The organism is Salipiger mangrovisoli, from assembly GCF_015223355.1.
Classification (GTDB): Bacteria; Pseudomonadota; Alphaproteobacteria; order Rhodobacterales; family Rhodobacteraceae; genus Salipiger; species Salipiger mangrovisoli.
In genome coordinates this window covers 38101-50857 of the sequence record NZ_JADFFK010000028.1, presented here as the reverse complement: position 1 = coordinate 50857, position 12757 = coordinate 38101, and the positions used below count along the sequence as shown (strand labels likewise).

The following is a 12757-nucleotide window of genomic DNA, read 5'->3' as shown; positions in this document are numbered from 1 at the left end:
TCTCTCTCCGCATATCAATGCAAGAGAAAGAGCATCCCTCCGGATACGCCGGACGGCATCTCGTTTGCTGGATTTTTCGATATTATCCTCGCGGCCCGCCCCTTGAGCCCGAGGTCTTGCCCCTTACCATTTAACACTTTACGCGACCACACACGGCAATCGTTAACTTTGATTAACGACCGGTTACCGCCTCGTCAACAATTGCAATCCTGAGAAAGATCACTTTTTGCATTCCAACCTTCGCATGTTATAGGGTCCAAACAACCTTTAATTGTGTAACCTGACGAAACAGTAAGGGGTGCCTCAAAGTCCGGATCATTCTGCCACACAAAAGACATATTCTTTTTACGAGATATCTAAAATACAGAATTAAATTTCCAAGTTGATTCGACATCGAAGGGACTTCGCGAGAAATGTCGCGCAGGCGACATTTCTTGGCATCGGTTTCCGACAGTACCCCCGAATGTCGAATAGGCGACACATCGAATATTTCGCAAATCCACCTCTCCCCCTTTACGGGATGACATTTTGCCCTTAGGGAATCCCGCGTTCCCGTAAAAATTAACGTTGTGTTAAGATCTCATGCCCGGAGCTGCCCCCGCGCCAGTCCAGACTGCCGCCCCGATCCCCGCTGCGCGCCCTCATCCGCCGTCTCCCTCGCCGCAGGGCGGCACGCTCTGGCTGCATGTGGGCACCCATAAGACCGGCACCACCTCGATCCAGCGCGCGCTGCGGTTGCGTGAAGGAGCGCTGCGCGAGGCCGGGCTGCGGCTCTATCCGCAGGAGAACGCCTGGGGGCTGGCCAATCTGTTCATCCGTGCCGGGCTGCGCACCACGCCGCGGGTCGCGGAGATGACGCAGGTGCCGGATCTGGCCGGGTTCCGCCACGAGCTCGCGGCCGAGCACTGGCAGCTCGGCGGTGCCGACATGGTCGCCAGCAGCGAGGAGTTCTGCCTGCTGCGCGAGACCATAGAGGCGCATGCGCTGCTGTCGACGCTGGGCCAGAAGTTCGCCCGCATCGTGCCGATCCTGGTGCTGCGCAACGACGCCGACTGGCGCGCCTCGCGCCGCGACCAATTGAGCAAGAGCGGCATGTGGGAGCTGCAAAAGGCGCTGCCCGATGCCGCCAGCACCGATGGCGAATGGTATTACGACCGCGCCGCGCTGCTCGCCTTCTGGCGCGCCATCGGCCCGGTCCAGGTGATCGATTACGATGCGGCGCTGGCGACGCAGGGCTCGATCCTTCCGCCCTTCGCCGCGGCGATCGAGCAGCCGGGACTGTTCGACGACCTCGATCTGCGCCTCAATCGCCGCAGCACCAGCTGACCCGGCGCGCCGCCGTGCCAGAGCGGCGGGCGCGCCCCCTGCCCCTCAGCCCCACCACACCCCGCTTTCCAGCACCCGCCGCACGACCCCGGTCTGGCCGCGCACGCCCATGCGGGCGAAGACCTGCTTGGAGGTGCTGCGCGCGGTCTCCGGCGTCCAGCCCAGCTCCTCGGCCGCCTCGGCAAGGCTGAGCCCGTCACAGAGGCAGGCCGCCAGCCGCGCCTCGCTGCGGCTCAGACCGAAGCCGGCGGCGAGCCGTCCCGGCGGCAGGCCGCGCGCCGAGAGCCCGTGGCGCAGCCGGCCGACCAGCCGGGTCTCGCCGCCGCAGCTCTCGGGCGCCAGCCACAGCTCCACCGCCGGCTCGGCCGCCAGCATCACCCGCCGCGCCCGGCCCTGGGCTGCCGCCGCCAGCGCCTGGCGCAGCTCCTGCGCGGCGGGCTCCGAGAGCGACAGCCGCCCGTCCGGGCGCAGCGCGATGCCGGCCTCGGTCTCGAGCCAGCCCGCCAGCCCCTCGGCCAGCTCCAGCACCTGCCCCGAGGGCGCCAGCAGCAGCCAGCCCGCCCCCAGCGCCGCCGCCAGCTGGCGGTCGCGCGCGGCGCGGGTGCGCGCGGCCTCGAGCTGCCGCCAGCCGGTGAGCGCGACGCCGAGATAGGGGGTGAGATTGGCCAGCTGCAGCCCGTCCACCGCGCGGAAATCCTCGCCGCGGCGGCGCAGCGCGATCAGCACCCGCGCCTCGCGGCCGATGCGCCAGCGCAGCGCCCGCAGCGGCGGCCCGCCCGCGCCGCCGGGCAGATCCACCTGCGAGTAGACCCGGCCGCTGCGCATGCGCTCGACCACGCTTTCCTCGACCCCCTCCCAGGCCAGGCCGACCTGCCAGCCCTCTGCCGGACGGCCCGGAAAGGCGAGGCGCAGCAGCGCGCTCTCGGCATGGGTGGCGGCGGCGAGCCGGGCGAGGAATCCCTGCCACAGCGCCTCGCCCGAGGTTTCCGGCGCCTCGGGGTCGCTGCCCAAGGATGCGGCAAACAGCGCCGCGAGGATCTCTTTTTCGTCCGCCATCCGCAATTTCTTCCCGATTTACCCCCCATATGGGGGGTTAACGCCGCGGATCGCAAGGCTAGCTCTCGGCAACAGTACAGTTCTGACCAGAGGCCCCCCGATGGACACCAAGACCCTCACCCACCTGCAGCGCCTGGAAGCGGAGAGCATTCACATCCTGCGCGAGGTCGTCGCCGAGGCCGAGAACCCGGTCATGCTCTACAGCGTCGGCAAGGACAGCGCCGTGATGCTGCACCTGGCGAAAAAGGCCTTCTACCCCTCGCCGCCGCCCTTCCCGCTCTTGCATGTCGACACCACCTGGAAGTTCCAGGACATGTACAAGCTGCGCGACAAGGCCGCCAAGGATGCCGGCATGGAGCTGCTGGTCTACCAGAACCCCGAGGCCAAGGAGCGCGGCATCAACCCCTTCGACCACGGCGGTCTGCACACCGACATGTGGAAGACCGAGGGTCTGAAGCAGGCGCTCGACAAATACGGTTTCGACGTGGCCTTCGGCGGCGCCCGCCGCGACGAGGAGAAATCCCGCGCCAAGGAGCGCGTCTTCTCCTTCCGCTCGGCCAACCACCGCTGGGATCCGAAGAACCAGCGCCCGGAGCTCTGGCGGCTCTACAACGCCCGCAAGACCAAGGGCGAGAGCGTGCGGGTCTTCCCGATCTCCAACTGGACCGAGCTCGACATCTGGCAGTACATCCATCTCGAGAACATCGAGATCGTGCCGCTGTATTTCTCGCAGCCGCGCCCGACGGTGGAACGCGACGGGCTGCTGCTGATGGTCGATGACGCGCGTTTCCCGCTGAAGGACGGCGAAGAGCCGGTCATGCGCTCGATCCGCTTCCGCACGCTCGGCTGCTACCCGCTGACCGGCGCCGTGGAGAGCGAGGCGCAGACCCTGCCCGAGGTGATCCAGGAGATGCTGCTGACCACCACCTCGGAACGCCAGGGCCGGGCGATCGACCACGACCAGGCCGCCTCGATGGAGAAGAAGAAGCAGGAAGGCTATTTCTGAGCGCCGCGCGCCGGAGCCCACCCTCCCCTTCCAGCCCCAGTTTTCAGGGACATGCCATGACCACCCAGGACCCCATCTACAAGACCGACGCGCTGATCGCCGAGGACATCGACGCCTATCTCGAGGCGCATCAGCACAAGACCATGCTGCGCTTCATCACCTGCGGCTCCGTCGATGACGGCAAGTCGACGCTGATCGGCCGCCTGCTCTACGACAGCAAGATGATCTTCGAGGATCAGCTCGCCGCGCTGGAGTCGGATTCCAAGCGTTCCGGCACGCAGGGCGAGGAGATCGACTTCGCGCTGCTGGTCGACGGGCTTGCCGCCGAGCGCGAGCAGGGCATCACCATCGACGTCGCCTACCGCTTCTTCGCCACCGAGAAGCGCAAGTTCATCGTCGCCGACACCCCGGGCCACGAGCAGTACACCCGCAACATGGTGACCGGCGCCTCGACCGCCGATCTCGCGGTGATCCTGATCGACGCGCGCAAGGGCGTGCTGACCCAGACCCGCCGCCACAGCTACCTGGTGAAGCTGCTCGGCATCCGCCACGTGGTGCTGGCGGTGAACAAGATGGATCTCGTCGGCTACGAGCAGGAGACCTTCGAGCGCATCGTCGCCGACTACCGCGCCTTCGCCGAGAGCATCGGCATCGAGGAGTTCACCCCGATCCCGATCTCGGGCTTCAAGGGCGACAACATCACCGGCCCCAGCGCCAACACCGCCTGGTACCAGGGCCCGGCGCTGCTGCCGCTGCTCGAAGAGGTCGAGGTCGAGGACACCCGCGACCAGGCCGGCCCGTTCCGCATGCAGGTGCAATGGGTGAACCGCCCCAACCTCGACTTCCGCGGCTTTGCCGGGATGATCGCCTCGGGCCAGCTGCGCCCCGGCGACGCGGTGCGGGTGCTGCCCTCGGGCAAGACCTCGACCGTGGCGCGCATCGTGTCGCTGGACGGCGACAAGGATCTCGCCGTCGCCGGCGAGTCGGTCACCATCACCCTCGCCGACGAGATCGACTGCTCGCGCGGTCAGGTGATCGTGGCGTCGCAATCGCCGCTCGAGGTCGCCGACCAGTTCGAGAGCACGATCATCTGGATGGACGAGAACGAGCTGGTGCCGGGCCGCGCCTACTGGCTGAAGGTCGGCACGCAGACCGTCTCGGCCACCGTCGCCGAGCCCAAGTACGAGGTCAACGTCAACACCCAGGAGCACCTGGCGAGCAAGACGCTGGATCTCAACGCCATCGGCGTCGCGAACATCACCACCGACCGCGAGATCCCCTTCGCGCCCTATGCCGAGAACCGCGACCTCGGCGGCTTCATCCTGATCGACAAGATCACCAATCACACCGTCGCCGCGGGCCTGCTGCATTTCGCGCTGCGCCGGGCGCAGAACGTGCATTGGCAGGCCACCGACATCGGCCGCGAGCACCACGCCTCGATGAAGCACCAGAAGCCGGCCGTGCTCTGGCTCACCGGCCTGTCGGGCTCGGGCAAGTCGACCATCGCCAATATCGTCGAGAAGAAGCTGGCGCGGATGAACCGCCACACCTTCCTTCTGGACGGTGACAACGTCCGCCACGGGCTGAACAAGGACCTCGGCTTCACCGAGGCCGACCGGGTCGAGAACATCCGCCGCGTCGGCGAGGTGGCCAAGCTGATGACCGATGCGGGCCTCATCGTGATCACCGCCTTCATCTCGCCGTTCCGCTCGGAGCGCGACATGGTGCGCGGCATGATGCAGCCGGGCGAATTCGTCGAGGTCTTCGTCGACACGCCGCTGGAAGTGGCCGAGAGCCGCGACGTGAAGGGGCTCTACGCCAAGGCGCGCTCGGGCCAGCTGAAGAACTTCACCGGCATCGACAGCCCCTACGAGCACCCCGAGGCCCCCGAGCTGCGCATCGACACCACCGAGATGACGCCCGAGGAAGCGGCGGATCTGATCATCGCGCGGCTGATCCCGTAAGCGGGAACGTTTTCGAGCAACACTGGCCCCGGCGCGCAGACGCCGGGGCTTTTTTGCGGCCTGAGAAAAAAGAGAAGCCTCAATGATCGCCCTGCCACGACCCGGACAGGCAGCGCTTGTGATCGGCGCAGCGGCCTACGGCCTCGCCGCTCATAGCGCAAATGCCGACGCCTACCTCTGCCACTTTGTTCAGAGCTGCGATGATGACGGGCTGGCGCCGCATTGCACGCTGGCAAGCCTGGGACGAGAGTATCAGATCGGAGCCCTCGTCGATCTCGGCCCTGCGGCGGAGGGCGCACGATCCTACGCCGGGCTTTACGAGGGCAAGCATCCGTTTCTCCTGACACTCTCTGCCGACGGCCAGGCGCGCCTGACCGAGCATCGCAACATGTCCCGAAGGGACGGCACCGCCACATCCTTCCGGGGCGCGTGCCAAGAGGTCGAAAGGTAGCGCACCGCCCGCAAGAACCTGCCGCACACGCATGTGTGAGGCTCGGCCCAGAAAAGGCCTGTGATAGGCTCTGAATAGAGGCCATAGGCACGGCCCGATCCAGCAAGGAGCCTCCGGCTTGAGTTACGACCCGCTTCTGGCAGAAATCCGCTTTGGCTGCGGCCTGTCCCCGGCGCATGCGCCGCCGGGATCCTCGCAGGAGATGCTGGAACGCCTCGCCGGACCGGACCAGGCGGGGGAGCTCTGGCCGATCGACGGCCCCGAGGTTCTGATGGAGCGGCAGCAGACCTTCGGAGAGCTTCAGCGTCGGCGCCGGGAGGCCAAGGGCAATCTCCAGGAGATCAAGAGCCTCACGGAAGACCTCAAGGCGCTGCGCAAGACAAACCGCGAGACGCAACAGCTCTGGCTCGGCCGCAACCTGCAGCGGCGGATCGGGACCCGCGACGGTTTCCGCGAACGCCTCGCCTTCTTCTGGGGCGATCATTTCACCGCCATGGGCCGAACCGCCGGACTGCGCGGCGGCACCTCGCCCTATATCGAGGGCGCAATCCGACCGCATCTTGCGGGACACTTTGCCGACATGCTCAAGGCGGTGACGACCGCGCCGCTGATGCTCCACTATCTCGATCAGGCAACAGCGCTCGGCCCCAGCAGCGCAGCGGCGGCGAGGAAGAAAAAGGCTGGCGCGGGGCTCAACGAGAACCTCGCGCGCGAGCTTATGGAGCTGCACACGATTGGCACCGGCGGCCCCTACGGACAGGCGGATGTCGTCCAACTGGCCCGGCTGCTGACCGGCCTCAGTTTTACCCCCAAGAAAGGCTTCGTCTTCCGCCCGGACTATGCCGAACCGGGACCGGAGACTGTGCTTGGTACGCGTTACGGAGGAGAGAAGCCCGCCCAAGTGGACGACGTCCTGGAGCTTCTGGACGATCTCGCGAGCCACCCCGCGACAGCGCAACACCTATCGTGGAAACTGGCGGTGCATTTCGTTTCTGACACGCCAGACCCGAAGCTGGTCGAGGCCATGGCCGCGCGCTACCGCGAGACGGGTGGCCAACTGCTGGCGGTCTACGAAGCCATGCTGACGCACCCCGCGGCTTGGCAGGGGCCGGGCAACGTGAAGCCGCCGGTGGATTTCATCGGCTCCAGCCTGCGCGCGCTCGCTGTCGCCGAACTGCCCGTGGACCGGGCCAAGAGGATGGAGAGGTTCTTTGTCCGCCCGCTACGGATGATGGGCCAAGCCTGGGAGGCCCCGGACGGGCCGAACGGCTGGCCTGAAGAAGATGCCTCCTGGATCACCCCTCTGGCGCTCTCTGCCCGGCTGCAATGGGCGATCACCGCCCCAGGACAGCTGACCGGCGCCCTGCCCGACCCGCGGCAATTCCTGACCGCCGCGCTCGGCGAGCGTGCCCCCGAGAGCCTGCGTTTCGCGGCCAGCGCCGCCGAAGGGCGGCGCGAGGGCATCGCCCTGATCCTCTCCTCCCCTAGTTTCCAAAGGATGTGATGCGCCATGGACCGGATGACCCGAAATGGCAGAAAGACGGGCGCATGAGCGCCGGGGGACTGAACCGGCGCGCCTTCCTGGGGCGCGGCCTGGCGCTCGGCTGCTCGGCGGCGGCGAGCCCGCTGCTCTCGACGGTGACCTTCGCCTCGGCACCCTGGGACGCGCGGCTGGTGGTGATCATCCTGCGCGGTGGCATGGACGGGCTCGGCGTGCTGCAGCCCTGGGGAGACCCCGCCTTCGCCGCGCTGCGCCCCGGCATGGAGGCGCTGCGCCCGGGCAGCCCCGAGGGCGCCCATGATCTCGACGGTTTCTTCGCCCTGCACCCGGCGATGACCCCGCTGCTGCCGCTCTGGCGCTCGGGCGAGCTCGGCTTCGTGCAGGCCGTCTCGACCCCCTACCGCGACAAGCGCAGCCATTTCGACGGGCAGGACATGCTCGAGGCCGGCACCGCCGAGATGCTGCCCAGATTTCGCGACGGCTGGCTCAACCGCATGCTGCAGCAGGTCCCGGGACTCGAGGGCGAAACCGCCTATACCGTCGGCGTGCCCGAGATGCTGCTGACCCGCGGGCCCGCCCACGTGATGCACTGGTCGCCCGACGCGGCGCTCGATCTCACCCCGCAGGCGCAGCGCCTGCTGGAGATGGTGATGCACGACGATCCGCTGTTCCGCGACAGCCTCGCCGATGCGGTCAGCCTGGCGCAGGCCAAGACGGACTCGAAGGCGCAGCAGAAGGGCGCCAAGCCGTCCGCCGGTCACCAGCAGCTGGCCGCCTACGCCGCCGACAAGCTGCGGGGCGACAGCCGCGTCGCGGCATTCTCGCTAGGCGGCTGGGACACCCATAACCGCCAGGATCAGACCCTGGCGCCGGCGCTCACCCGCCTCTCGGACGTGCTGCTGACGCTGCGCGCGGACCTCGGGCCGGTCTGGGAGCGGACCGCGGTCCTGGCGATGACCGAGTTCGGCCGCACCGCGCGGCTCAACGGCACCGAGGGAACCGACCATGGCACCGCCGGCACGATGCTCTTCGCCGGCGGTGCACTGCGCGGCGGCCAGGGGCATGGCCGTTGGCCCGGGCTGGCCGAGGCCGACCTCTACCAGCGCCGGGATCTCATGCCGCTCAGCGACGTGCGGCTGCACGCCGCCGCGGTCATGCAGGGTCTCTTCGGGCTGAACCGCGACGTGCTCGAAGGGGCGGTCTTCCCCGGGATCGACATGTCGGGGCCGAGCCGGCTGGTGCTGTAAATCCGCTCAGACCACCGACGCCCCGTGTCTCGTCTGAAGGCCTCCCCCTCCTCACCCGCCGGGCCCTGCTCTCGGCGCGTTCACGTCTCTGTGCATGGGCTGAGGGAAACTTTCCCGACCGCCACCCCGTGTCTCCTCCGGTGCGACCACTGATGAGAGAGGAGATCACCAATGGCCCACCTTGCGTCTTCCTACCGGTCTTTCGAGACCTTCCTGTCCCAGGCTGATGCCTTCTGGACCGTCGACTTCACCGCCCTGAACAGCTCCGGCGTCAAGGCCACCGCGGTCCTTGCGATGACCACCGAGGAGGATGGCAGCGCTTATCTCAACGTGGCCATAGCGGCCAGCGGGATGACCCCGTCGCAGACCCATGCGCAGCATATCCACGGGCTTTTCGACGACGCGGGCAACCCGATCGACTCGACCGCCCCCACGCTCGCCGATGACGCCGATGCCGACGGCATGGTCGAGGTGCTCGAGGGACTCGGCCAATACGGCGACGTGCTGCTGCCGCTGGTCTCGGCCGCGGATGGTGCCATGCCCATGGCCGACAGCACCGGCATGCTGGCCTTCGTCCAGAGCTACGAGCTGGGCGATGACGACAATTTCTTCAGCCCGGTGTCGATGACCGATTACACCGCCGAGGACCTCATGCCGCTGACCCTGCGCGAGATCGTGCTGCACGGGGTGCAGGTGCCTGACGGCATCGGCGAAGGCACCGGCGGCGAGGTCGACGGCGGCAGCAACGGCTATACCGGCATCCTGCCCGCCGCCGCCGGCGACATCGAGAGCGCCAGCCTCGAGGAGGCCCTGGGCCTCTTCGCCGCGCAGCGCGCCATGGCCTCGGTGCGCAGCACGCTGACCGAGGGCGACGACAGTTTCAACGCCGGCCCCGGCGATGACTTCATCGACGCCCGTGGCGGGAATGACAGCATCGCCGCCGGCGCCGACAATGACACGGTCTCCGGCGGCATGGGCCGCGACGTGCTGCATGGCGGCGCGGGGGAGGACCTCGTCGACGCCTCGGAGGAGGACGACAACCAGGCCGATGCCGCCGATGGGGGTGCCGCGGGCAGCCTGATGCTCTCGGACTACGACAACGGCCTCGCCGGGGGCGCGGGCAATGACGTGATCCACGGCCGCGCCGGCGACGACATCATCACCGGCGATGATGACAGCCGCGTCTCGGAAGCGCTTGGGCTGACTTTCGACCCCGAGGCCGATGGCGCCGATACGATCTACGGCGGCGCGGGCAACGACGAGATCCACACCGGCAGCTGGGCCGACGGCGACCAGGGCCTGGTCAATGCCTCCACCGGCATGATGTCCGACTGGGCCTCGGGCGGCATGGGCAATGACATCCTGCGCGGTGCTGGCGGCGATGACACGCTCTACGGCGACCAGGGGTCCGACAATATCGGCGGCGGCGGCGGCGATGACATGATCTACGGCGATTTCGCCACCAGCGGCAGCGCCGAGGCGGAAAGCGGCCAGGTCATCCGACTCTACCAGGCCGCCTTCGACCGCGCGCCCGACGCCGGCGGTTTCTACAACTGGACAGAGCGGCTGGAGACCGGCGAGCTCACGCTCGGGCAGGTCGCCGCGGGCTTCACCGGCAGCGCCGAGTTCGCCCGCGACTACGGCGGGCTGGGCAACGAGGCCTATGTGGACGCGCTCTACATGAACGTGCTCGACCGCGGCGCCGACGCCCGGGGGCTGGCCAATTGGACCGCCCGTCTCGACGGCGGCATGAGCCGGGCCGAGGTGCTGCTCGGCTTCTCCGAAAGCCCCGAGTTCCGCAAGTCGATGGCCGATGACATCACCGACTGGGTGATGGAGCAGGGCACCGACGACGTGCTGATGGGCGATGGCGGGGCGAACACGCTCTCGGGCGGGCTGCTCTCGGACCGCTTCGTCTTTGCCGCCGAGGCGGGCAGCAGCCATGATGTGACCGATCTCGAGAGTTGGGACATGCTCGACTTCAGCGCCTTCGGCTACGGCAGCGCGGGCGCGGCCATGGACCAGATGACCGAGGTCGGCGACGACCTGGTGTTCATCGACCAGGATGTCACGGTTACGCTGCACGACACGGCGATGGCCGATCTGAACGCAGGCATGGTGCTGGTCTGAGGCAGAGCGGGCCCTCCGGCCCGCGCCACCCTCCAAGGGATCGCGGCCCCGCCGCGGTCCCTTTTTCATGCCCGGCCTAGGCTAGCCCCGCCCGAACCGCCGCCTGGCCTCTTCGTAGATCACCCGGTCGAGCCGGGTCAGCCGCTCGAGCTCGGCGTCGATCTCTGGGGTGATCTCCTCGGGCACGACCTCTTCCATATCCGGGTGGCTGGCCCGGTCCCGCGCCGAGAGCGCCCAGGGCAGCGGCTGCGGCATCGCGATGCCGAGCCGCGCGGTGACCTCGGAGAACAGCCCCGGCATGTCCTCGGTGAAGCCGATCGTGTCGAACTCCGCGAGCCGCTCCAGCGCCAGCGGCAGCGCCTCCTCGTCCGGCAGCGCCATCTCGCCGCGCGGGCCGACCCAATGCCGGCCGATCAGGCTGCGGGCGTAATAGTTGTCGATGTCGGAGGGGATGCCCTCGGTGCGGTGGCGCAGGAACTCCAGCAGCCCCTTCTCCTTGGCCAGCCGCGGCCCTTTCAGATTGCGTGCCTCGACCACCCGCCAGGCATGCGCCCGCCAGAAGTAGTAGAGCGACAGCACCCGCGCCTTGGGCTCGCGCAGCACGGTGATCGTGTAGCGCGGCGCGGGGATGAGCTGGAGCCGCTGGTAATCCATATGCGCCGAGACATAGCGGAAGGCCGCCAGCTCTTCCGGGCCGAACCTGTCGATATTGCGCAGCCGCTCGGGGCAGACCGCCTCGGGGCGGAACTGCGGGAGCAGGAAACGATGCAGCGAGGTGCCCCCGGTCTTTGGGAAATGGAACAGCACGACGCGCTCGTCGATCACCGGCACCGGAGCCGCCGGCGCCAGCGATCCGCCGCGGCCGATCAGCCGCCACGCCCTGTTTCGCAGCGAAACAAATCTGCCCATCCGGCCCACGCTCGTCACTCCCTGCCCTGCGCCTTGACCCAGCCGAGGAAGGCGGCGTCGGCGCGGCCGAGCCGCGGCCGGCCGGTGTCGTCCCACCAGCTGCGCCAGCGCGCGGCCAGCGCATGCACGTCCTCGCCGGGGCGCAGCGCGCGGGCGGCGTCGAGCGCCTCTTCCGAAAGCTGCGGGCCGCTGCCGGCGGCGCGCGCCGGGCGCATCCGCTCGATGACGATCATGTCGCCCGGCGCCTCGCGCAGCACGTAATCGGGCAGGTTGGCCTCGGCGATCATCTTGCGCAGCGCCGCGCGGAACACCCGCACCGGCGCGGTCGAGCCCGACTTCTTGTGCAGGATGGCGACCGAGACCTGCCAGCTCGCCTGCCGCCCGCAATGCTTCCTCGCCAGCTCGTAGAGACGCCGCTCGAGCGGCTTGCGCAGGCGGAAGTAGTCGCGGCTGAGGGTCAGCACGGATTTGGCCAGCACCGCGCGGTAGAGCCAGTCCGACAGCGTCACCGTCACCGAGATCATCCGCCCGCCGCGGGCGCGGCGCACGATCTCCCAGCTCTCGATCAGCCCGAAGCCGCGGGTGGTCTCCAGCCCGCCGGTCTCGAGGTTGGTGGTGATGCGCGTGCCGGCGAGCCGCTCGAAGGCCTCCTTGAGCCGCACATAGGCATCGCCCGAGGTGTCGCGGTTGGTGGCCACCAGCAGGTCATGCGCGGTCAGCTGCAAGCTGCGCGAGACCTCGCGCCCGGCGTTGAGCCCGGCCATCAGCTGGCTGACGCAATAGATCAGGATGTCCTTGTCGTGGATCGTCGCCCGGCCCTTGACCGAGGGGGTCACCTCGATCGTCGCGCCATTGTGCGCGTAGCTCAGCACCCGCCGGTCGGGCCGCGTCGAGAGCGAGAAGATCGGGTGCTCCATCGAGCCGAGGTCGTCCTTCGGCGCCGGATCGAAGATGTCGCAGACGAAGAAATCCGCCGCGCCGGTCACCGGGTCCGGACTGCCCTGGCCCGGAATGTCTGTCGCTGCGCTCATGCCTGCCTGCCCCTGCCCTGTCCCCGGATTTTCCAGCGGATCTGCGCCCGCCCGCTATCGGGGTTTCAGTGACACCGACCCTAGATTCAACCACCGCCCCCGTCCAGTCCGAGTTCGGGGGATCGGAGTCGCCGCG

Annotated in this window: 10 protein-coding genes; 7 read left to right on the top strand and 3 right to left on the bottom strand. The window is 68.2% G+C overall.

Features of this window, described 5'->3' with window-relative positions:
* The first annotated feature begins 582 nt into the window (after positions 1-582).
* Positions 583-1326 carry a hypothetical protein gene (locus IQ782_RS25655; protein ID WP_194137525.1) on the top strand — a complete coding sequence of 248 codons (744 nt, stop codon included), beginning with the start codon at positions 583-585 and terminating at the stop codon, positions 1324-1326.
* A 45-nt stretch (positions 1327-1371) separates the two neighbouring features.
* Here IQ782_RS25655 and IQ782_RS25650 read toward each other — a convergent pair whose 3' ends face one another.
* Positions 1372-2382, bottom strand: a complete 1011-nt coding sequence (locus tag IQ782_RS25650; protein ID WP_194137524.1) for a helix-turn-helix transcriptional regulator — start codon at positions 2380-2382, stop codon at positions 1372-1374.
* Between the two features lie 100 nt (positions 2383-2482).
* Between IQ782_RS25650 and cysD the strand changes: the two genes are divergently transcribed.
* The 6 genes from cysD to IQ782_RS25620 all read left to right on the top strand — a co-directional run bounded on the left by cysD (position 2483) and on the right by IQ782_RS25620 (position 10681).
* The gene (gene cysD / locus IQ782_RS25645) at positions 2483-3388 is read left to right on the top strand and encodes a sulfate adenylyltransferase subunit CysD (protein WP_194137523.1); all 906 of its coding nucleotides are present in this window, start codon (positions 2483-2485) and stop codon (positions 3386-3388) included.
* A 56-nt stretch (positions 3389-3444) separates the two neighbouring features.
* Positions 3445-5352 carry a sulfate adenylyltransferase subunit CysN gene (gene cysN / locus IQ782_RS25640; RefSeq protein WP_194137522.1) on the top strand — a complete coding sequence of 636 codons (1908 nt, stop codon included), beginning with the start codon at positions 3445-3447 and terminating at the stop codon, positions 5350-5352.
* An 82-nt stretch (positions 5353-5434) separates the two neighbouring features.
* Complete coding sequence (locus tag IQ782_RS25635; RefSeq protein ID WP_194137521.1) at positions 5435-5803, top strand: hypothetical protein; 369 nt, start codon at positions 5435-5437, stop codon at positions 5801-5803.
* A 118-nt stretch (positions 5804-5921) separates the two neighbouring features.
* On the top strand, positions 5922-7307 hold the full coding sequence (locus tag IQ782_RS25630; protein ID WP_194137520.1) for a DUF1800 domain-containing protein: 1386 nt from the start codon (positions 5922-5924) through the stop codon (positions 7305-7307).
* 44 nt (positions 7308-7351) lie between these two features.
* Positions 7352-8551: a DUF1501 domain-containing protein gene (locus tag IQ782_RS25625; protein ID WP_194137519.1), complete on the top strand. Its 1200-nt coding sequence runs from the start codon at positions 7352-7354 to the stop codon at positions 8549-8551.
* Positions 8552-8722: 171 nt separating this feature from the next.
* Positions 8723-10681, top strand: coding sequence for a DUF4214 domain-containing protein (locus IQ782_RS25620; RefSeq protein ID WP_194137518.1), 1959 nt, complete (start codon positions 8723-8725; stop codon positions 10679-10681).
* A gap of 81 nt (positions 10682-10762) precedes the next feature.
* Here IQ782_RS25620 and IQ782_RS25615 read toward each other — a convergent pair whose 3' ends face one another.
* Together IQ782_RS25615 and IQ782_RS25610 are read right to left on the bottom strand one after the other, a co-directional pair.
* Positions 10763-11590: a sulfotransferase family protein gene (locus IQ782_RS25615; RefSeq protein WP_194137517.1), complete on the bottom strand. Its 828-nt coding sequence runs from the start codon at positions 11588-11590 to the stop codon at positions 10763-10765.
* A 14-nt stretch (positions 11591-11604) separates the two neighbouring features.
* Complete coding sequence (locus IQ782_RS25610) at positions 11605-12621, bottom strand: replication initiator protein A (protein ID WP_194137516.1); 1017 nt, start codon at positions 12619-12621, stop codon at positions 11605-11607.
* Positions 12622-12757 lie beyond the last annotated feature (136 nt).